This is a genomic window from Rhizobium sp. PL01, from assembly GCF_033447125.1.
Taxonomy (GTDB): domain Bacteria; phylum Pseudomonadota; class Alphaproteobacteria; order Rhizobiales; family Rhizobiaceae; genus Pararhizobium.
In genome coordinates this window covers 104,853-125,349 of sequence record NZ_JAWQUM010000001.1, presented here as the reverse complement: position 1 = coordinate 125,349, position 20,497 = coordinate 104,853, and the positions used below count along the sequence as shown (strand labels likewise).

The following is a 20,497-nucleotide window of genomic DNA, read 5'->3' as shown; positions in this document are numbered from 1 at the left end:
TCCCCTTGAGGGGGAGGGTCGGAGCAAAGCTCCGGGGTGGGGTGACGTCCTGTGACACCCAACAGATCACCCCCACCCGCGCGTCCGCGCGACCTTCCCCCCTCAAGGGGAAGGTAAAGATTCACAGCCGCCCGATCGACAGCCCGCCGTCAGCATTAACAACCGAACCGGTGGCAAAACCGAAGCTGCCGGTCGCCAGTGCAGCAACCATGCGGCCGATATCATCCGCTTCCCCCCAGCGCTTCATCGGCACCAGCCCGCCGCCGATCAGCGCGTCATATTTGCCGGAAACCCCGGCGGTCATGTCCGAGCGAATGATGCCCGGCCGGACCTCGAACACCGATATGCCGGTATCGGCAAGACGCAGCGCCAGCCCTTGCGAAAAGGCCGCCAGCCCTGCCTTGCTCATGCAGTAATCCAGCCGTTCGGGCGAACTCATCGTTGCCGAGACAGACGTGATGTTAACAACCGAGCGGGGTCCTCTGGGCTGCGTCGCCAGCATCGCCTTGACGACGGCTTGCGTGAAAAACACCGTGCCGCGCAGATTGGTGCCGATGATCGTGTCGAAATTTTCAGGCGCAAGATCGAGGAAATCGCCGCGTAACACCGATGCCATGCCGGCGTTGTTGACGAGGCAATCGACCGAGCCGAATTGCGCCAGAACTGCCTCGACCGTCACTTGGTGACCGGCAAGTTCGGAAATATCCGCTTTCAGGAAGATTGCCTTGGCGCCAAGCACGCCCAGGTCTGCGAGCACGCCTGAAACCTGATCCGCATCGCCGATACCGGTGATGGCGATATCAAACCCGTCTTTCGCCAGTGCCTTGGCGATGCCGAGCCCAATGCCGCGGCGGCCGCCGGTGACAATGGCAACGGGGCGCTTGAGATCGCTCATGCCGCCAGTTCCTTCGAGATGATGTGATCGGCAACGCGCAATGCTTGTGCGGCGATGGTCAAAGCCGGATTGACGGCGGCCGACGTTGGCAGGCAGCCGCCATCGACGACGTAAAGGTTCGAATGATCGAAAGCCCGGCAGAACGGGTCGAGCGGCGCAGAAGCAGGGTCGTTACCCATGCGCACCGTACCGCACTGGTGCGACGGTGTACGCTTGTCAAAAGGTTGGGATAGTACGATCGGATAACCTGCCGCCTTGAAATGCGCGCGCATCTTCGTCTCAAGCCCGGCCAATGCCTCCATGTTCGAACGCCGCCATTGCATGATGATGCCTTTACCATCGACCATGATACGGCTTTCGGGGTTCGGCAGGTCCTCCGTCATCATGTACCAATCGATGGCGTGGCCGGCCATGAAGTCGAGTGCGAAGCGTGGGGCGTAGCGCGGTGCGTTCGCCTTCAGAATGTCTCCGTTGATCTTGCCGAGCAGCTGGACATTGCCAAGCGGCAGGCCATCCCGGCCACCGGTAAGGTAATAGTCGTTCAGCATCAGCGTTTTCTGGTAAACGCTGTCATTGCGCCGGAACGGGTTGATGGCCAGCATGGCGCTGCAATTGTGGTTCATGAAGTTGCGGCCGACCTGACCGGAACGGTTGGCGAGCCCCTCGCCGTCGCCGGAGCGCAGCAGGATCGCTGCAGAATTGATCGCGCCCGCTGACAAAATCACCAGCTTGGGGGACAGCCGTTTCCTCTCACCGTTGTGGGTGTAATGGATCGCCTGGATCCGGCCGCCCGGCCCAGCTTCAAGTGTCTCAACATGAGCCGAAGTGATCAGCTCGATATTCGGGTCCTTCAGCGCTGCGGCGAGCGGTGCGCTCTCGGCATCCTTTTTCCCCTTTCCGGTGTTGGGAAAGCCATCCCACGGCGTACGTCCGCCAGCCAGCCAGGCGTCGATATCAACCCCGAGCGGCAATGTAGCCGGATGCAGTCCCTGCGCCTTCAGTTCGGTGCGGGCGCGGGCAATGGCGGGCTCGTCCGGCACGGGACCGTAAGGATAGGGCGTCGAGTGGGCCGGCTCGGTCGGATCCTGTCCAAGCTCGCCGCGCACCTCGAACAGCCGTTCCGCCTTGCCGTACCATGGCTCCAGCTCCTCGTAGGGAAACGGCCAGGCTGGCGAGATGCCGCCGAGATGCTGCATCTCGGTAAAGTCTTCGGCCCGATAGCGCAACAAAACCGCGCCGAACAGCTTTGAATTACCGCCGACAAAATAGAAATTCCCCGGATTAAACGCCGTGCCGTCCGGTTCGCGCCACATCTCCTTTGGCCGGAAGTGGCCATCGACGAAGATGGAACGATAGTTGCGCGTCTCCGGTGTGTCGGCAAGGCGTTCACCCCGTTCGAGGATCGCGATGCGGGCGCCGGAACCGGCCAGCGCGGAGGCAACCGTCGCTCCGCCAATGCCGGAGCCGATGATGACGATATCGGGCTGCTTCACCATGATAAGGCTCAGCCGATGCGCTGCTGGCTTTGCGGATCGAAGAACACCGCCTTGTCCAGATTGAAGGCAAGCCGCGCCGTCTGGCCGGGGGCGATACGGGCATCGGCCCGCAGACGCGCCACCACTTCCTTGCCGCCGAGCTTGGTCACCGCAAATGTATCGGAACCCGCCGGTTCAACGACGTCAATCAGGCAATCGCCTTCAAACAGCGACTTCGCATTGCGATCTGCCCCATCCGGATCGGTCAGTGCCTCCGGGCGAATGCCGAAGATCACCTGCTTGCCAGAATAGGCGGCAAGGCCGCCCATCTGCGGCACCGGCACGCGCAACGGCTGAGCTTCCGGCCGCACCAGCGCCACGTGCAGGTCATTACCGCCACCTTCGATCGTCGCGGTTAGAAGGTTCATCGCCGGTGAGCCCATGAAATCCGCAACGAACAGGTTCTTCGGATTGTTGTAAATCTCGGCCGGCGTTCCAAACTGCTGCACCTCACCATCACGCATGACGGCGATCTTGGTGGCCAGCGTCATCGCCTCGATCTGGTCATGGGTGACGTAGACGATCGACGTGCCGGTCGCCTGATGCAACCGCTTGATCTCGATACGCATATCGACGCGCAGCTTCGCATCCAGGTTGGACAGTGGCTCGTCGAAGAGAAAGAGTTTCGGATCGCGCACCAGCGCCCGGCCCATGGCGACGCGCTGGCGCTGGCCGCCGGAAAGCTGGCTCGGCTTGCGGTCGAGCAGATGGGTGATCTGCAGAACCTTGGCAACCTTGTCGATGGCCTTCTTGCGTTCCTCGACCGGTACGCCGCGCATTTCCATGCCGAAGGAGATGTTTCCGGCCACGGTCATGTTTGGATAGAGCGCATAGCTCTGGAACACCATGGCAATATCGCGCTTGGACGGATGCAGATCGTCGATGGCACGGCCATCGACACGGATCGAGCCCTCGGTGATGGATTCCAGACCTGCGATAGTGTTGAGCAGCGTAGACTTGCCGCAGCCGGACGGACCGACGAGCACCAGGAAGCCGCCCTTCTCCAGTTCAAGGTCGATGCCCTTGAGGATTTCCAGAGAGCCGAAACGCTTTTTGAGGCCGGATATTTCGAGGAAAGCCATGTGTTATCCTTTAACCGCGCCCGCCATCAGCCCGCGTACGAAATAGCGGCCGGCGAGAACGTAAACGAGAAGCGTGGGCATGGCGGCGATCATCGCGGCTGCCATGTTGACGTTGTATTCGACGACGCCGGTGGAGGTGTTGACGACGTTGTTGAGCGCCACAGTCATCGGCATGGACTCGCCGGTTCCGGCGTAAGCCGAGGCGAACAGAAAGTCGTTCCAGATATTGGTGAACTGGTAGATCACCGTGACGACGATGATCGGCAGAGAATTCGGCAGCATGATCCGCCGGAAGATCTGGAAGAAACCGGCACCATCAACCTGAGCCGCTTTCACCAGCTCGGTTGGGAAAGCCTCGTAGAAATTGCGGAAGAACAGCGTCGTGAACCCGAGACCATAAATGACGTGAACCAGCACAAGGTTGACGGTCGGGTTACCGAAACCAAAGCGGAAACCGGTGGCGTTTTGCAACGTCGTGCCAAACCGGCCGAGACTGCCGAGAATGGTTGCCATCGGAAGAAGCACCGACTGAAACGGAATGAAGCAGGCAAACAGCATCATTCCAAAGACCAGCGTGTGGCCGCGAAACCGCCATTTGGTCAGCACGTAGCCGTTCAAGGCACCGAGGATCGTCGAGATCAGCACGGCCGGAATGACCATCTTCAGCGAGTTCCAGAAGTACCCCTTGATCCCGGCGCAGGTGAGACCGACGCAGGTTTCGCCCCAGGCCTTGACCCAAGGCTGAAATGTCGGTGAGCTCGGCAGCGACAGCATATTGCCGTTCTGGATCTCCTCCATCGTCTTGAAAGAAGTGACCAGCATGACGAACAGCGGCATCAGATAGACGATGGCGAAGAACGCCAGCAGGCCATAGATGAAGACGCGATTGACCATCCGTGCGCCATTGCTGCGGCGTGCCGCCGTACCCGAGGAGACGATCGCGCTCATCGTGATTTCTCCCTGAGTTCGGAATAGAGATAGGGAACGATGATCGCCGAGATGGTCATCAGCATGATGATCGCGCTGGCAGAGCCGACGGCCATTTCGTTCCGCTTGAACGTGTATTCATACATGAAGTTGGACGGCAGCCAGGCCGAGCCTCCGGGGCCGCCCGATGTCAGCGCCACCACAAGATCGTAGGACTTGATCGCCATATGGGCGAGTACGATGAAGGCAGAGAGAAAGACCGGGCGCAGCAACGGAATGATGATACGGCGATAAAGCTGGATGGTGGTTGCGCCATCGATCTGCGCTGCTTTCATGATCTCACCGTCGATACCGCGCAGACCGGCGAGAAACATCGCCATGACAAAGCCCGAGGCCTGCCAGACACCGGCAATGACGACGGTGTAGATGACGAAATCCTTGTTCTTGATCCAGTCGAAATGGAAGCTGGTCCAACCCCACTGATGTAACGTCTGCTCGAGACCCAGGCCCGGATCGAGGAACCATTTCCAGGCAACACCGGTGACGATGAAGGACAGCGCCATCGGGTAAAGATAGATCGGGCGCAGCAGGCCTTCGCCCCGGATCTTCTGGTCAAGCAGGATGGCCAGAAACAGGCCGAGCGCCAGGCAGATGCCGATATAGAGAAAGCCGAAAATACCCATATTGGTAATCGACGTGTACCAGCTCGATGGCGGATCGTTTTCGAACGTCCAGCGCCAGAGCCGCTGATAGGCGCGCGCGCCCGTCAGGTCATAGGACGGAAAGGTCTTGGAATTGGTGAAGGACAGGTAACCCGTCCAGATAATGAAGCCGTAGACGAAGACCAGCGTGATGACGAAGCTTGGCGCCAGTACGATCTTCGGCAGCGCGTCCTGCAGGCGGGAGCGGAGCGTGATCCGCGTCGAACGCTCTGGCGTCAGGATAATTTCGGGGGTAGCAACAGTGCTCATAATAGTCGTCCCCTCCCAGGGCCGTCATCGGTCATCGTGTCTGGAAACCTCCCCCGCTTGCGCGGGGAAGGGTCCTGTTCAAAGTGAGATCAACGTGCGTCGTCGATGGCCTTGACGAGTTCCGTCACGGCTTCGTCGGAGGTCTTGATCTGGCCATGCACGAACTTGGACACGACGTCCTTGTAGGCGTTGGCGATGGCCGGCGGGGCGCCGTAACCCTGGGCCAGCGAACCAAACAGCGTGCCACCGTCATTGGCAGCCTTCAGGTCAGCGATGCCCTTCTTGCCGCAAGCATCGAAATCCGTGTCCGGAACGTCGGTACGGGCAGGAACCGAGCCCTTGACGACGTTGAACGCCGACTGGAAGCTCTTCGAAAGCGTCGCCGTTGCAAGCGCAACCTGTGCAGCCTTCTGGTTATCCGGAACATTGAACATGCCGAACATGTCGGAGTTGTAGATCACGCTGCCGTCAGTGCCCGGGAAGCGGTAGCACAGGAAGTCGGTGTTCGGGGTCTTCTTGGCGGCGACGAATTCGCCCTTGGCCCAATCACCCATGACCTGCACGAGAGCATCGCCCTTGATGACCATGGCGGTTGCCAGGTTCCAGTCGCGGCCCGAGAAGTTCGGATCGACATATTTGATCATCGTTGCGAGGTTATCGAACGACTTCTTCATCGTGTCGGACTTCAGCGACTCCTCGTCGAGATCGTTGAAGGCCTTCTTGTAGAACTCAGGCCCGCCCGTCGAGAGTACGATCGAGTCGAACATCGTGGCTTCCTGCCAGTTCTGGCCACCCAGCGCGAGCGGGGTAACACCGGCAGCCTTGGCCTTGTCGAGCAGGGCAACCAGGTCTTCGAAGGTCTTCGGCTCGGTGCCGCCGATCTTGTCCATCACGGCCTTGTTGATCCACAGCCAATTCACCGAGTGAACGTTGACCGGGGCAGCAACCCATTTGCCATCATAGACCGAGAACTTCTGCAGGGCAGCCGGAACCGACTTGTCCCAGCCTTCCTTGACAGCGGTTGCCGTGAGATCGCCCATGACGCCTGCCTGTGCATAGTCGAGCACGGTGTAGCCAAGCATTTGCGAGGCTGTCGGATAGGTACCTGCGGCAACCATGGCCTTCAGCGCGGTCATGGCAGCGTCGCCGCCACCGCCGGCGACCGGCACGTCTTTCCAGGCAAAGCCTTCCTTTGCCAGATCACCCTTCAGAACGTTCAAGGCAGCAGCTTCGCCACCCGACGTCCACCAATGCAGCATCTGAACTTCCTTGACATCCTCGGCATGGGCAGCCAGGCCGCAGCCCGCCACCATCAAAGCTGCCATTGCCGTCGTCGTCATAAACTTGCGCATCGTAATCCTCCCGGTTGCAAGTCATCGAGGCGGAATCTCCTCCCGCCGTTGAGTGCCGTCCCATTCCCAAAACGGGGTAGCAATAATTCTGCGGCACACGCCGCTGGCTAATTTAAAACGTTATAAACACCCTCAAGTCAAGCCGTCGCGCGTGTTTTGGATGCTCGAAACAGAACACATTGAATTTGCTGTTTTATAAGCATAATTTTCATGTTGCATCGCAGCACATCGCATCAAGGAAAACTCATTTATAACGTTTGCACAGCATGCATTGCGCATCCGTTTGTTGCGCGTTACAAAGCGGTTCGTGATTGCGTACAGAAAGAATGTCATTGGCAGACACTCCCAAACCCATGACGCCCGACCAAGCCCCTGCTCGGCATGTCAGACCGACCCTGCGCACGATTGCCGATATGACCGGGTTTGCCGTGACGACGGTGTCGCGCGCGCTCAGCAATGCGCCGCAGATTTCGGCCGAAACCCGGCGGCGCGTGCACGAGGTGGCAAGCCAGATCGGCTACCTGCCCGACCGTGCGGCGCAGCGACTGAAGACCGGCCGCACCAATGTCATCAGCGTGCTCCTGGACCCGCACGAGGAAATCCTCGGCTACGGCACGTCGCTGATGCTGGGGCTTGCCAAGGCGCTCACCGACACACCCTACCATCTCATCGTCACGCCGAATTTCCTGAATGACAGCAATCTCGACGCAGTGCGCCACATCGTGCGCAACAGCATGGCAGACGGGCTGATCTTCTCGCGCACCGAACCGTTCGACCCGCGCGTGCGCTTCCTGATCGAGAACGATTTTCCGTTCGTTTGTCATGGGAGAACGGAGCTCTCCACCCCTCACCCCTATGTCGACTACGACAATTTTTCCTTCGCCTACGAGGCGACCAAGCGGCTGATCGTGCACGGCCGCCGCAAGCCGATGATCATCCTGCCGCCGAAGCGCATGACCTTCTCCCAGCACCTGTTGCACGGCTTCATGACCGCCATCCGCGAGGCAGGCGTCGCCTACGAAATCCCCGACGAGATCCATCTCGACAGCCCGATCGACCACATCCGCGACTTCATCAGCCGCCGCGCCGGAGAACCGGATGCGCCCGACGGTTTCACCTGCGGCGGTGAAGTCTCGGCGCTCGCAACGATCACCGGCATGAGCGACCGCGGCCTGACGCTCGGTCTCGAATACGACATCGTCGCCAAGCAAACGTCGAAACTGCTCGTCAACATCCAGCCCAAGGTCGAGACGATCTACGAGGACCTGGTCGACACCGGCGAACAGATGGGCCACGTCCTCTTGGCGCGGATCGGCGGCAAGGACACGACGGATATGCAGGTTCTGCTCAAGCCGACTGTGAATTTTCCGGCGGTGTGAGGCAGCAGTTAAACTGCTGAGCGCGGAGTTCACCCCCCTCTGCCCTATCGGGCATCTCCCCCTCAAGGGGGGAGATTGACCGCAACTTCTGTGATCACAAGGAAAAAGAATGATCTCCCCCCTTGAGGGGGAGATGTCACGCAGTGACAGAGGGGGGTACGCGCCCCCGAATTCGATCGCATTTATATAAGCGATGATGGAGGAGGAGCTAGCGCCCTGCTCCAAATCCTTCAAATTCAGTCTCATCACGCCCTCCCTTCTCCCCATCTCACCCATGCTTAACGCGGCATCCACCAGCCGGTGCGGCCGCCGATATGCATGTTGAGCGTTTTCGTCTCGGTATAATCCTCCACCGCATGACGGCCGAGTTCGCGGCCGAGGCCGGACTGGCGGTAACCGCCGAACGGAAGCTCGGAGGCGCCGTCCATGAAGGTGTTCATCCAGACCGTGCCGGCCCGCACCTTGCGGCCAACGATCAGGCAAGTATCGAAATCCCGGCTCCAGACGCCAGCGGACAGGCCGTAATCGATGGAGTTGGCAATGCGGATCGCCTCATCCGTGGTCTCGAAGGTCAGCACGGACAGGACCGGTCCGAACACTTCTTCGCGGGCAACAGCCATGTCAGGCGTGACGGCCGAAAGAATGGTCGGCGACATGAACTGGCCGGAGCCGAGATCGAGCGCCGCGCCACCATGCGAGATCGTCGCACCTTTGCCGGAGGCGGCGGAGACATAGCCAACGATCTTTTCCAGATGCTGCGGCGTGATGATTGCGCCAACCTGGGTTTCCGGATCGAGCGGATCGCCAACCTTGACCTTGGCCGACATGTCAGCGATGCGGGCGATGACATCCTGCGCAATATCTTTGTGGACGATCAGCCGCGAACCGGCATTGCAGCACTCGCCGGCGTTGAAATAGGCGCCGAACACCGCCGCATCGATGAAGTCGTCGAGATTGGCATCCGGAAAGACGATCTGCGGGTTCTTGCCGCCGAGTTCGAGCGACACCTTTTTCAAGGTCTGCGCCGCATTGCTCATCGTCAGCTTGCCGACGCCGGTGGAGCCGGTAAACGAAACCATGTCCACATCCGGATGGGTGGTCATGATTGCACCGACATCAGGACCGGTGCCGGTGATGATGTTGACAACGCCGACTGGAACACCGGCCGCCTCCAGAATTTCGCCAAGAACCAGCGTCGAACCGGATGTAAGTTCGGAGGGCTTGACCACCGCAGTGCAACCGGCAGCGAGCGCAAAAGGCAGCTTCTGGCTGACGATCAGGAACGGGAAATTCCAGGGTGTAATGATCGAGACGACGCCGATCGCTTCGCGCAACACGACGCCAAGCGTGCCATCACCCAGCGTATTATAGCTTTCGCCATGCAGGTCGCGGGCAAGAGCTGCTGCATAACGCCAGATATCGGCAGCACCGCCGAGTTCGCCCTTAGCCTGGCTGATCGGCTTGCCGGATTCGATACAATCGAGATAGGCGAGTTCATCGGCACGCGAAGCGATCATGTCGGCGGCCCTGAGCAGAACCAGCGAACGCTCCGACGCCGTCATGCGTGGCCATGGGCCATCATCGAAAGCCTTGCGCGCGGCAGCGATCGCCCGCTCGGCATCGACCTTGGTTGCGGCCTGATAGCGGCTGACGGGGACGCCATGGCCGGGAGCCACACGCTCCAGCGTCCTGCCTTCGGCCGCATTCCCCCATTTGCCGTCGATCAGCATCTGGAAGTCGCGCACCTTTACGTCAGTCAACGCCTTGGGCTTCACCAGAACCGTCATTACCATTCTCCTTTGAATTCCGCGGGGCGCTTGCCGGTAAAAGCCGCAACGCCCTCCTTCATGTCGCCGGTCTTGGCGGCCAGGATTGATCCCAGCGCCTCGACGGCCGTACCGTTGTCTTCGCCATTCGCCGAGGCGATCATCAGCTTGCAGATTTCGAGGGCGGCCGGGCCGCGCTTGGCGATCCGCTCCGCGTATTCCCGGGCAACCGCCAGCACCGTGCCAGTCTCCGCCACCGCATCGACCAACCCGAGCAACCGCGCCTCATCCGCCGTAAACATCTCGCCGCCCAAGACCATGCGCCGAACAGCCTGCGCGCCAAAACGCTTGACCAGGCGCTGCGTGCCCGACCAGCCCGGCACCATGCCGAGGCTCGTTTCCGGCAGGCCGATCTTGATCTGGGATTCGGCGATACGGATGTCCGCTGCCGCCGCAAGCTCCAGTCCGCCGCCAAGCGCGTGGCCGTTCATCGCAGCAATCACCGGCATGCGCAGCGTTGCAAGACGCTCGAACACGCGGTGACCGAAACGCACCCATTGATGGCCGAATTCGTTCGGGCTCATCGCCCCCCACGCCTTGATATCGCCACCGGCAGAAAAGGCCTTGCCCTCCCCCGTCAGGATCACGACGCGGATATTCTCATCCGCTTCCACCGTATCGCAGGCAGCAGAAAGTGCCTTCAGCATGTCGATATCGAAGGCATTCAGCTTGTCCGGCCGTGCAACGGTCAGGATGGCAATCGCACCGTCGATCTCAATGCGGATTCGCTCGTCAGACATGCACCGCCCCCTCCAGCTTCCGGATCGGCTTTTCCGGCAGCGTCAGCCCGATCGGAGCTTCATGAAACAGCGCCTCGTCCATGATCTTCAGCGTGTCCGAAACGATCAGCGGGAATTCTGACTGATCGAGAATCTGCGTCTGCAGATCGACGCCCGGCGCGATCTCCGTCAGCACAATGCCATCGACCGTGAGCTTCATCACGCAACGCTCGGTGACATAGGTGATGTCCTGCCCCTGCTCGACGGCACGGCGGCCCGAGAAAGTAACGTGCTCGACTTCGTTGACCAGCTTCTTCAGCTTGCCCTCCTTCTCGATCACCAGCTTGCTATCGGCCATCGAGAGTTTTGCGCCGGCATTGAACATACCGGAAAAGACGATCTTCTTTGCCCGCGCGGTAATATCGACGAATCCGCCCGCCCCTGCCGTCACATGCGGCCGGAAGGAGAGTTTCGAGACATTGACCGAGCCGGACTTATCGATCTCAAGGAAAGACAGCAGCGAGGCATCGAAGCCGGCGCCCTGAAAATAGGTGAACTGGTAGGGCGACGGCATGAAAGCATCGGCATTCGAGGCGCAACCGAAGGCAAAATCGAGCAACGGCACACCTCCGACAGCGCCCTGCTCGATCACCCAGGTGACGGCGCCATGAAGACCTTCTTCCAGCAGGATGCGCGGCACGTTGGCCGAGATGCCGAAGCCGAGATTGACGCAAGAGCCACCCTGCAATTCCTGCGCGACACGGCGAGCGATGACCTTCTGGATGTTGAATTCCGGCACGCGGAAACTGTCGAGCGGCCGGAAGATTTCACCTGAGATCGCCGGATCATAATCGGTTAGCGTCGTCTGCTTCTGGTCGGGATCGACAATGACATAATCGACCAGCATGCCCGGCACGCGCACATCGTGCGGCTTCAGCGAGCCCGACTTGGTGATGCGCTTGACCTGCGCAATGACGATGCCGCCATTGTTGCGGGCGGCGAGCGCCTGGTCGAGGCCGCCGAGATAAGCGCCTTCGTGCTCATAGGTCAGGTTGCCGCGCTCGTCGGCGGTCGTCGCCCGGATGATCGCCACCTGCGGCACGATCGCCTTGAAATACAGCCAGTCCTCGCCCTCGAATTCCATCTTCTTGACGACCGGCTCAGCCGCGGCCGCGGCATTCATCGCGCAGCCCTGACGCGACGGATCGACGAACGTATCGAGGCCGATCTTGGTCAGCACGCCCGGACGCTTGGCGGCGGCTTCGCGGTGCATGTCGAACAGCACGCCGGACGGGATGTTGTAGGCAGCAACCTCGTTGTTGCCGATCATCTGCCAGATCAGCGGCGGCTCGGATGTGGACGGGCCGGAAGGGTAGGAACCGCCGATGATCTTCTTCAGCAGGCCTTTCTTGGCGATGTGATCAACGCCCTTGATACCGCTCATGTCGCCGGCGGCAATCGGGTGCAGCGTCGTTAGATCGCGCGGATGGCCGGTGGCATCAAATCGCTCGCCGATGGCTTTCAGCATCAGGTCCGGGCAGCCGAGCCCGCTCGAGGACGAGACCGAAACGGTCGCTCCATCGGGGATCAGGGAGGCTGCCTCAGCCGGGGTGATATGCTTGCTCATGGAAATGCTCTCAAAGTCCCGTTTCAATCGCGACGGTGCCGCCGGTCTGCGCTGATTTCATCACCGCCAACCCAGTGGCCAGCGACCAGATGCCGTCCTCGGCACCGCAAAGAGGCTTGCCCTTGCCGGCAATCGCGTCGTCAAAAGCGATCAGCGTGTTTTCGTAGAGATTACGGTGGTCGAGCGGCAGCTCCGTCTCGCCATCGGCATTGCGCAGGGTGACGGTGCCAATTGCCTTCTGCGTCATGCAGTTGCGCGCGATCAGCGATCCGTCCGAGCCATGCACCTCAAAGCCCGTCACCGCATATTTGGTGGTGAAACCATCGTGGAACTGGGCAATCAAACCCGACTTGAAGCGCAGAACGCCCATGGCCGCATCCTCAAGCCCGGCCTTTGCCATGCCGCCATATTGACCGAGCGCAACCGCCTCGACGGGATCGTCACCAAGCACGAAGCGCAGCGTATCGGTGTCGTGCACGGTGATATCGAGAATGACCCCGCCGCCCGCTTCCGGCTTGTCGAGGCGCCAGCCCTGCAGATGCGGCGGCAGATAGCCGGCATGGCACACACGGGCCGCCAGCGGCTTACCGATCTTGCCGGCTGCGATCGCATCGCGCATTGCCCGGTGGGTGGCAGCACCACGCAGATGATGATTGGTTGCCATGACGACACCGGCATCGCGGGCGGCCTTGACCATGGTGCGCGCATCCTCAAGCGAGGTTGCCAGCGGTTTTTCGCAGAGAATGTGCTTTCCGGCCTTCGCCGCCGCGATCACCTGGTCGCGGTGCAGTTCATTGGTGGTGGAGACATAGACCGCCTGAACGTTGGGATCGTCGACAAGCTCCGCAACGCTGGTGACCGACTTGGCGATACCGTGATCCGCAGCATATTTGGCACCGCGCTCGGCGCTGGTGCTCATCACCGAAACGATCTCGCCGCCAACCGCGTGGATCGCGTCGATCACCCATTCATGAGCAATCGTGCTTGCCCCGATCAAACCCCAACGTGTCATAACAACGATAGCCTTTCGCGCTTGTCGATGGCGGCGCCACAGCTTTGGCGCACGACCAGCCGCACGGAACTGACGATCGCTTCGGCGTCCGCCCGTCCGGCATTGATCTGTTTCAAAAGAAGCTGCGCCGCCCGGCGCCCCATGCCCTGCGGATCGACCGAAATCGTCGTCAGCGCCGGCACCGCCGTCTGCGCCTCAATCACGTCGTCAAAGCCGATCACGGCAAAATCCTCGCCGGGATCGAGACGATGGGCGCGCAAACCGTCGCAAACACCGAAGGCGACCGCATCGTTGAAGCAAACTGCCGCCGTCGGCCGCTCGCGCAACATCAGCGCCCGCTCGATGGCGGCAACACCCCCTGCCCGCGATGGCGCCGAACTGACAACCAGTTCGTCATGCATGGCCAGATCCATATCCGACAGCGCGTCGCGATAGCCCTGCAGCCGCTCGTTGAAGACAGCCGTATCAGGAAAACCGCCGAGAAAGGCGATGCGGTGATGACCAAGCCCGGCCAGATGGCGAACCGCGTCACGCATGCCCGCATGATTATCCGAGACCAGCGACGACACTTTTGCACCAGAAACCTGCCGGACGACATTGACGACGGGAATGCCGCTCGCCACCAGCGACTTGAGGTCGGCAGCATCCGTGCCGCGGGCCGGCGACAGGATCAGGCCGGAAATGCCGTGCTCGCGCATCGAGGCGATGACCTCGCGCTGACGGTCGACACTCTCGGCGGTATTGGCGAGAAACTGTACATAACCGGCCGATTGCACGACCATATCGACGCCGACGGCAAGCTCGGCAAAGAAGCTGTTGGTCAGGTCGTTGACGACGATGCCGATGATCTTCGATTTGGAATTGGATTGGCGCAGGTTGGCGGCACCGCGATTGTAGACATAGCCGAGATCGCGAATGACGGCATTGACCTTGGCCCTGGTCACCTCGTTGACGAGCGGGCTGGCCTGAAGGACCAGGGACACGGTCGACTTCGACACGCCGGCGGCATGCGCAATATCGATGACTGTCACCCGTTCCTTACCCACATTTTCCTCCCAGCGAGCTCTTCTTGCCTCACCGCTTGTCCTTAGATAATTGGAACGTTCCAATTTTGTCAAGGCGATTTCTGAAAAAGCACTGCTGCGGACCGGCGAACAGCGCCCAAAGCCAAAACACCACAAAGAATGGTCAAGGCAATTCATTGAATTAAATAACAAATAGTCGAATTAGGCGATCAAAATCGATATCCACAGCGTTAGAATGACGTTGCAAAGCACACCTTGGAAACGCGCCGCAGCGTCACCTTCTCAACAAAATATTTCTTGAAATTTGGAACGATCTAAATTAATCGGCTAGCAACACCCAAGGAGGAGCCTGCATGTCCGCCACCCTGTCGCTGCCGCGCGCTGATGGTTCGCTTGAGATCTACCGCTTGACGGGAACGCCGATTGCGCAGCCGCAAACGGTTCCTGTCTTCAATCGCATCGCCTATGCGGCTGCGCACATCGTCTCCGATCCGCTGCGCGACCTTGACCCGTGGGGCCGCCCGGCAATCGACTGGGAAAGGACGATGGCATTCCGTCATCACCTCTGGGCGCTGGGTTTCAAGATTGCCGAGGCAATGGATACGTCGCAGCGCGGCATGGGCCTCGATTGGGCAGGTGCCCAGGAACTGATCCGCCGATCGCTGACCGAGGCCCGCACGGTACCGGGTGCCGATCTCGCCTGTGGCGCCGGCACCGATCATCTTGCGCCCGCCGATACGCGCTCGCTCGATGATGTTATCCGCGCCTATGAAACGCAGATCGGTTTTGTTGAAAAAGAAGATGGCCGGTCGATCATGATGGCCAGCCGGGCGCTTGCCCGCATCGCCACCTCACCGGATGATTACCGCAAGGTCTATGGTCGCATCCTGTCGCAGACCAAGGACAAGGTTGTCCTGCACTGGCTCGGCGACATGTTCGATCCGCAACTGAAAGGCTATTGGGGGGCAGAAGATTTCAACACGGCACTCGATACCGTTCTGTCGATCATCGACGAGAACAAGGCCAAGGTCGAAGGCATCAAGATTTCGCTGCTCGACAACGCCTGTGAAGTCGCCTTGCGCAACCGCCTGCCAGACGGCGTTCTCTGCTTCACCGGCGACGATTTCAACTATGCGGAACTGATCGAAGGCGACGGCGAAAAGTATAGCCACGCCCTGCTCGGCATCTTCGATGCGGTCGCACCCTCAGCCTCGAAGGCACTGGCCTCGCTGGCAAACGGCGATGTCGCGACATTCCGCGCGGTGATCGAGCCGACCGTTCCGCTGTCCCGGAAAATCTTCGAGGCACCGACGCAATATTACAAGGCGGGCGTGGTTTTCCTTGCATGGATGAACGGCCATCAGAGGCACTTCACCATGCCGGCCGGCATGCAATCCGCCCGCGGCGTTCTGCACTATGCCGACATCTTCCGCCTGGCCGACAAAGCCAATGTGCTGGATATGCCGGATATGGCAGCGGAGCGGATGAAGGCGTTTATGGTGACGCAGGGGGTTTGAGGGTTTTCTCATTTACTCCAGTTTGCGGAGGTTTTACCCCCCTCTGTCACTGCGTGACATCTCCCCCTCAAGGGGGGAGATCATTCTTTTTCCCGTTGTCTCTCGTGAAGGAGGCAGGAGGTTAGCGGCCAATCTCCCCCCTTGAGGGGGAGATGTCGGCGTTGCCGACAGAGGGGGGTGCGCTTCCGCAAACTCGAAGTTCCCTCAAAACCGCGCCTGCGCCATCAATATCTCGCGGGCAATTTGATCAAGCGGCACCACCCGATCGACACCACCACGGGCGATCGCTTCCTTCGGCATGCCGAAGACGATGGATGTCGCTTCATCCTGCGCCACGGTGAAGGCGCCTGCCTGTTTCATTTCCTCCATGCCGCGCGCGCCGTCGTCGCCCATGCCGGTCATGATGACACCCATGGCATTGCCGCCGGCGGCACGGGCGGCCGAGCGGAACAGCACATCCACCGATGGCCGGTGGCGCGAAACCAGCGGTCCGGTCTTGACTGAAACGTAATAACGCGCACCCTGACGCTCCAGCAGCATGTGCTGGTCGCCCGGCGCGATCAGTACATGGCCGCGCAGCACCGGATCACCATCAACTGCCTCCTTGACCTCGACTTCGCAAAGACTGTTCAGCCGCTTGGCAAAGGCGGCGGTGAATTTTTCCGGCATATGCTGGACGATGACGATGCCTGGAGCATTGGCAGGCAGCGCTTCCAGCATTTCGCGCAAGGCTTCCGTTCCGCCCGTGGACGCACCGACGCAAACGACCATCTCGGTGGTCTTGGCCATGGCACGCCCTGTCGGCGGCGGCAGCATCGCATCCGCTGTCAGCCTGGCGTTCGAACTGGAGCTACCGGCAGCGCCTGCCGATGGCCGGCGCGCGCCCGAAACACGCGCTTGCGCCGCACTTTTTACCACTTCGCGAATACGCATGCCGCTTTCGGCCAGATGATCGGCAGCGCCGATTTTTGGCTTCAGGATGATATCAACGGCACCGGCTTCAAGCGCCTGCAGCAACGTTTCCGATCCGGTCTCGGTCAGCGACGAACACATCACCACCGGAATGGGATGCTGCGCCATCAGCTTGCGCAGGAAAGTGATGCCGTCCATGCGCGGCATTTCAACGTCGAGCGTGATGACGTCGGGAATATCCTCGGCGATCTTGCGCGCCGCCATGAACGGATCGGATGCCGATCCCATCACCTCGATGTCAGGATCCTGCTGCAGCACCGCCGTCAGAGTCTGGCGGACGCTGGCGCTGTCGTCGATGATCAGAACGCGGACTTTCTTTCCCATATCGGCCTGTCTCTTCAGAGGATGGACCGGAAGACCATTCCGGGATTGCGGATCACGTCCGTTGGAAAACCGTATTCGAGACCTGCTTCAGCGGCAGATCAATGCCGGTGATGGATTCGGAATGGCCGATGAACATGTAACCGCCGGGCAAAAGGCAATCGCACAACCGTGTCAGTACGTCCGACTGCGTCGGCTTGTCGAAATAGATCAATACGTTGCGGCAAAAAATGATGTGCATGGGATTGCCGACCGGATACTTGGTATCCATCAGGTTCATGCGGCCGAAGCCGACCCTGGAGCGCAATCTTGAAGCGATACGAACCTCGCGCCGCCCCTGCTCCTTGGAAGTCATCACATATTTCTTGCGCAAGGCGGCAGGCACCGGCGCCACGATATCGTCGGCATAGATGCCCTGGCGGGCAACCTCCAGAACCTCGGTGGAGAGATCGGTGGCAAGGATCGAATAATCGACATCCGATCGCCCCTCGGCAAACTCCGCCATCACCATGGCAATCGTATAGGGCTCGGCACCGGTCGAGCAGGCCGAACTCCAGACCCGCAGATTATGCTGACCCTTGTTGACAAGGGTTGGCAGGGAAACATCACGCATGAAGTCGAAATGTTTGGATTCCCGGAAGAAATCCGTCTTGTTCGTCGTCACGGCATCGATCAGGTAGACGGCTTCCTGCTCTATCCCGTCCTCATTGAACAGGAAATCGCAATAATCGTCAAAACTGGCGATATTGGTTGCCCGGAGACGCCGGCGAAGGCGTCCCTCAAGCATGGTCAGCTTGCTCTGCGGCATCTTGATGCCGCTATAGTCATAGATGAACCGCGCGAGGCGATCGAAGTTGCGCTTGCTGATATGATCGGAAAGCGACTGTGTCTGACGGACGGCAACATTCATGCTGATAACCTCAGGCGGCGTGCCCTGCCGCACCCGGCAGGGTCAGCAAGGCCGTCTCTTCTCTCGAAAGCAGGCTGGCGAGGTCGATGATGACGACGAACCCGCCTTCCCGGCGCACGACACCGGCAATGTAGCCCGAGCGCCAGCGGATGCCGATATCCGGCGCCGCCTCGATCTGGTCACGCCGGAATGGCGTGACTTCGAAGACGCGGTCGGCAACGAGGCCAAGCGACAGCGTCCGGCTTTCCAGCGGGATGTCCATCACCAACACCCGCGTATGGGGTGTTGGCACGGTTTTCGACAGACCGAGTTTCAGCCTGAGATCGATGGTGGGCACGCCCTGCCCGCGCACATCGCGCAGGCCGAGCAGATAATCGGGGCCGTTCGGGATCTTGAAGGCTTCCTCATAGTCGAGGATTTCCCGAACCACCTCGACGGGGACGGCAAAGACCTCCTCGCCGAGACTGAACGTGACGAACTGGGATTCAAGCGGCGCTGTTGCCATGGTCATGCACTTTCGCGGAAATCGGCGTCGGCTGCATCAGGTCCACCCATCGAAAGATCGAGGGCAAAACCCTTGGCACGCGCCTGCTGGGCGGAGATGCTGTTATGCGATGCGGCCGGTGCCTTGCGGGCAGCGGTATTGTTGAGGGAGCGAGCCGCAGGCTTCTGTACCTGCTTCTTGGCAGCGACGCGAACGCCAGCACCATCGACCTTGAAGAAGGCGATCGAGGTCTGCAGTTCTTCTGCCTGGGCAGCCAGTTCTTCCGAAGTTGCCGACATCTGCTCGGATGCACCGGCATTCTGCTGGGTGACCTTGTCGAGCTGCTGGATGGCTTCGTTGATCTGGCTGGCGCCGATATCCTGCTCGCGGCAGGCAGCGGAGATTTCCGAGACCAGTTCGGCGGTCTTGCGGATATCCGGAACCAGACGATTCAGCATATCGCCGGCTTCGGCAGCAGCCTTAACGGTATCGCCGGACATCTGGCCGATTTCAGCGGCAGCCGACTGGCTGCGCTCGGCAAGCTTGCGCACTTCCGAAGCGACGACGGCAAAGCCCTTGCCGTGTTCACCGGCACGTGCGGCTTCCACAGCGGCGTTCAGGGCAAGCAGGTCAGTCTGGCGGGCGATCTCCTGAACGATACCGATCTTTTCGGCGATCGTGCGCATGGCGCTGACGGCGCGGGCAACGGCTTCGCCGCTGGCTTCAGCATCCTTCGACGACTGGCGGGCAATCTTTTCGGTCTGGGCAGCGTTGTCAGCGTTCTGCTTGATGTTGGCAGCCATCTCTTCCATCGAGGCGGAGGCTTCTTCAGCCGATGCTGCCTGTTCGGTCGCGCCTTGCGAAATCTGCTCGGAGCTTGCAGACAGTTCCTGGCTACCAGCCGAGACATTGTCGGAGGCAGACAGAGCATCAGCAACAACGCCGCGCAGGCGCTCGACCATGCGCTGCAGCGCCAGACCCAGCGTGTCCTTTTCAGACAATGGCGCCGGTTCGACCGTCAGATCGCCGTCTGCAACCTTGTCGGCAAGGCTTGCCGTGTTGCGCAGGTTGGACGTCATGACCTGCATCGAGTTGACCAGATCCTTGATCTCGTCATTGCTCTTATGGGCGATTTCATAGTTGAGATCACCAATGCTGACGGCATCGGCGAGTTCGACGGCGCGGCGAAGGCCACGCGAAATATTCAGCGAAATCCAGACGGCGGCGGCAAGCGAGAACAGCGTCAAAGCGATGGTCGCCGAGATCAGCAGCATGCGCGAGTTCAGATACTGAACGTCGGTCGCATCGTCCGTTTCCTGGACATTGCCGGTGACGACGACATTGACCTCATCGATTATTTTCAGCGCCTTGTTCATCATGTCGCGCCCGGCGCCCATGGTCAGGGCCGATGCCTGGCTGTTCGATTCCATCGTATTCTGGGTCGAAAGATCAGCCACCCGCAACTGGAGCGGCATGTACTGCTCATAGAGCGTGCGAACTTCGGCCGCTTTAGCCTGAACGTCCGGATCTTCGGATTTCGAAAGCGCCGTTATGAACCCGTCCAGCTGAGCCTGGCGATCTTTCATCGACTTGACGAACTCGGCGATCTCCGCCGGGTTTTCACTGAGGATCGCGTTCTTTTCAGCGCGCACAGTTCCGTTGAAGGCGCCGCTGAGATCGGCGACGGTCTTCATGTCGACAATCGGCCCAGTGACCATCTGCGTAATCGCCGCGTTCAGCGATGACAGGTTGAGGACCGCCAGGGTCGCCATTCCGCCGGTCAACAGGATGATGACAGCAAATACTATTGCGAGCTTCAGTTTGATAGTTATACGCACCGTAAGGTCCTTACATTGAGGTCGGAAACACATGGGCATCCCGAATGGGTGCCAATTGACAGGGTGTCCGAGCCAGCAGAGCGGTGCGGTGAGTGATTCACGTCC

General features: G+C 60.2%; 17 protein-coding genes. 2 read left to right on the top strand and 15 right to left on the bottom strand.

The window, feature by feature from the left end:
- Positions 1-121: 121 nt before the first annotated feature.
- From R6X40_RS00525 to R6X40_RS00500, 6 genes are all read right to left on the bottom strand, one after another.
- Positions 122-895 (bottom strand): 3-ketoacyl-ACP reductase, encoded by a 774-nt coding sequence (locus R6X40_RS00525; RefSeq protein ID WP_318410083.1) that lies wholly within the window; start codon positions 893-895, stop codon positions 122-124.
- Positions 892-2,388 carry a GMC family oxidoreductase gene (locus tag R6X40_RS00520; RefSeq protein ID WP_318411247.1) on the bottom strand — a complete coding sequence of 499 codons (1,497 nt, stop codon included), beginning with the start codon at positions 2,386-2,388 and terminating at the stop codon, positions 892-894. Before R6X40_RS00520 ends, R6X40_RS00525 begins: the two co-directional genes overlap by 4 nt.
- Positions 2,389-2,399: 11 nt before the next feature.
- The gene (locus tag R6X40_RS00515; RefSeq protein WP_318410081.1) at positions 2,400-3,512 is read right to left on the bottom strand and encodes an ABC transporter ATP-binding protein; all 1,113 of its coding nucleotides are present in this window, start codon (positions 3,510-3,512) and stop codon (positions 2,400-2,402) included.
- Between the two features lie 3 nt (positions 3,513-3,515).
- Entirely contained in the window at positions 3,516-4,460 is a 945-nt protein-coding gene (locus tag R6X40_RS00510; RefSeq protein WP_318410079.1) for a carbohydrate ABC transporter permease, read from the bottom strand.
- Positions 4,457-5,410 carry a sugar ABC transporter permease gene (locus tag R6X40_RS00505; protein ID WP_318410078.1) on the bottom strand — a complete coding sequence of 318 codons (954 nt, stop codon included), beginning with the start codon at positions 5,408-5,410 and terminating at the stop codon, positions 4,457-4,459. Before R6X40_RS00505 ends, R6X40_RS00510 begins: the two co-directional genes overlap by 4 nt.
- 89 nt (positions 5,411-5,499) lie before the next feature.
- Positions 5,500-6,762, bottom strand: coding sequence for an ABC transporter substrate-binding protein (locus R6X40_RS00500; RefSeq protein WP_318410076.1), 1,263 nt, complete (start codon positions 6,760-6,762; stop codon positions 5,500-5,502).
- A gap of 326 nt (positions 6,763-7,088) precedes the next feature.
- On the opposite strand from R6X40_RS00500, the gene R6X40_RS00495 reads away from it, so the two are divergent.
- Positions 7,089-8,141: a LacI family transcriptional regulator gene (locus tag R6X40_RS00495; RefSeq protein ID WP_412178296.1), complete on the top strand. Its 1,053-nt coding sequence runs from the start codon at positions 7,089-7,091 to the stop codon at positions 8,139-8,141.
- Between the two features lie 278 nt (positions 8,142-8,419).
- Here R6X40_RS00495 and R6X40_RS00490 read toward each other — a convergent pair whose 3' ends face one another.
- From R6X40_RS00490 to R6X40_RS00470, 5 genes are read right to left on the bottom strand one after another with little or no spacing between them, the layout of a single operon-like run.
- A complete protein-coding gene (locus R6X40_RS00490; protein WP_318410075.1) occupies positions 8,420-9,928 on the bottom strand; it encodes an aldehyde dehydrogenase family protein in 1,509 nt (502 codons plus the stop codon).
- Positions 9,928-10,707 (bottom strand): enoyl-CoA hydratase/isomerase family protein, encoded by a 780-nt coding sequence (locus R6X40_RS00485; RefSeq protein ID WP_318410074.1) that lies wholly within the window; start codon positions 10,705-10,707, stop codon positions 9,928-9,930. Before R6X40_RS00485 ends, R6X40_RS00490 begins: the two co-directional genes overlap by 1 nt.
- Positions 10,700-12,313: an acyl CoA:acetate/3-ketoacid CoA transferase gene (locus R6X40_RS00480; RefSeq protein ID WP_412178295.1), complete on the bottom strand. Its 1,614-nt coding sequence runs from the start codon at positions 12,311-12,313 to the stop codon at positions 10,700-10,702. The genes R6X40_RS00485 and R6X40_RS00480 overlap by 8 nt, the downstream gene beginning before the upstream one ends.
- Positions 12,314-12,323: 10 nt before the next feature.
- Positions 12,324-13,325, bottom strand: a complete 1,002-nt coding sequence (locus R6X40_RS00475) for a Gfo/Idh/MocA family oxidoreductase (protein ID WP_318410072.1) — start codon at positions 13,323-13,325, stop codon at positions 12,324-12,326.
- On the bottom strand, positions 13,322-14,371 hold the full coding sequence (locus R6X40_RS00470; protein ID WP_318410071.1) for a LacI family DNA-binding transcriptional regulator: 1,050 nt from the start codon (positions 14,369-14,371) through the stop codon (positions 13,322-13,324). Before R6X40_RS00470 ends, R6X40_RS00475 begins: the two co-directional genes overlap by 4 nt.
- A gap of 332 nt (positions 14,372-14,703) precedes the next feature.
- Here R6X40_RS00470 and R6X40_RS00465 point away from each other — a divergent pair, with 332 nt between their 5' ends.
- Complete coding sequence (locus R6X40_RS00465; protein ID WP_318410070.1) at positions 14,704-15,867, top strand: dihydrodipicolinate synthase family protein; 1,164 nt, start codon at positions 14,704-14,706, stop codon at positions 15,865-15,867.
- A gap of 204 nt (positions 15,868-16,071) precedes the next feature.
- On the opposite strand, the gene R6X40_RS00460 is transcribed toward R6X40_RS00465, so the two are convergent.
- The 4 genes from R6X40_RS00460 to R6X40_RS00445 are packed head-to-tail and all read right to left on the bottom strand — an operon-like array spanning position 16,072 to position 20,392.
- The gene (locus tag R6X40_RS00460; RefSeq protein ID WP_318410069.1) at positions 16,072-17,163 is read right to left on the bottom strand and encodes a chemotaxis response regulator protein-glutamate methylesterase; all 1,092 of its coding nucleotides are present in this window, start codon (positions 17,161-17,163) and stop codon (positions 16,072-16,074) included.
- 52 nt (positions 17,164-17,215) lie between these two features.
- A complete protein-coding gene (locus tag R6X40_RS00455; RefSeq protein WP_412178316.1) occupies positions 17,216-18,076 on the bottom strand; it encodes a CheR family methyltransferase in 861 nt (286 codons plus the stop codon).
- A gap of 4 nt (positions 18,077-18,080) precedes the next feature.
- Entirely contained in the window at positions 18,081-18,581 is a 501-nt protein-coding gene (locus R6X40_RS00450) for a chemotaxis protein CheW (RefSeq protein WP_318410066.1), read from the bottom strand.
- Positions 18,578-20,392, bottom strand: coding sequence for a methyl-accepting chemotaxis protein (locus R6X40_RS00445; RefSeq protein WP_318410065.1), 1,815 nt, complete (start codon positions 20,390-20,392; stop codon positions 18,578-18,580). Before R6X40_RS00445 ends, R6X40_RS00450 begins: the two co-directional genes overlap by 4 nt.
- Positions 20,393-20,497 lie beyond the last annotated feature (105 nt).

What these genes read in the sequence shown, in the direction of transcription:
- R6X40_RS00525 (WP_318410083.1), bottom strand. Translation starts at nt 895, where the DNA reads ATGAGCGATCTCAAGCGCCCCGTTGCCATTGTCACCGGCGGCCGCCGC.
- R6X40_RS00515 (WP_318410081.1), bottom strand. Translation starts at nt 3,512, where the DNA reads ATGGCTTTCCTCGAAATATCCGGCCTCAAAAAGCGTTTCGGCTCTCTG.
- R6X40_RS00510 (WP_318410079.1), bottom strand. Translation starts at nt 4,460, where the DNA reads ATGAGCGCGATCGTCTCCTCGGGTACGGCGGCACGCCGCAGCAATGGC.
- R6X40_RS00505 (WP_318410078.1), bottom strand. Translation starts at nt 5,410, where the DNA reads ATGAGCACTGTTGCTACCCCCGAAATTATCCTGACGCCAGAGCGTTCG.
- R6X40_RS00500 (WP_318410076.1), bottom strand. Translation starts at nt 6,762, where the DNA reads ATGCGCAAGTTTATGACGACGACGGCAATGGCAGCTTTGATGGTGGCG.
- R6X40_RS00495 (WP_412178296.1), top strand. Translation starts at nt 7,089, where the DNA reads ATGTCATTGGCAGACACTCCCAAACCCATGACGCCCGACCAAGCCCCT.
- R6X40_RS00490 (WP_318410075.1), bottom strand. Translation starts at nt 9,928, where the DNA reads ATGACGGTTCTGGTGAAGCCCAAGGCGTTGACTGACGTAAAGGTGCGC.
- R6X40_RS00485 (WP_318410074.1), bottom strand. Translation starts at nt 10,707, where the DNA reads ATGTCTGACGAGCGAATCCGCATTGAGATCGACGGTGCGATTGCCATC.
- R6X40_RS00480 (WP_412178295.1), bottom strand. Translation starts at nt 12,313, where the DNA reads ATGAGCAAGCATATCACCCCGGCTGAGGCAGCCTCCCTGATCCCCGAT.
- R6X40_RS00475 (WP_318410072.1), bottom strand. Translation starts at nt 13,325, where the DNA reads ATGACACGTTGGGGTTTGATCGGGGCAAGCACGATTGCTCATGAATGG.
- R6X40_RS00465 (WP_318410070.1), top strand. Translation starts at nt 14,704, where the DNA reads ATGTCCGCCACCCTGTCGCTGCCGCGCGCTGATGGTTCGCTTGAGATC.
- R6X40_RS00460 (WP_318410069.1), bottom strand. Translation starts at nt 17,163, where the DNA reads ATGGGAAAGAAAGTCCGCGTTCTGATCATCGACGACAGCGCCAGCGTC.
- R6X40_RS00450 (WP_318410066.1), bottom strand. Translation starts at nt 18,581, where the DNA reads ATGACCATGGCAACAGCGCCGCTTGAATCCCAGTTCGTCACGTTCAGT.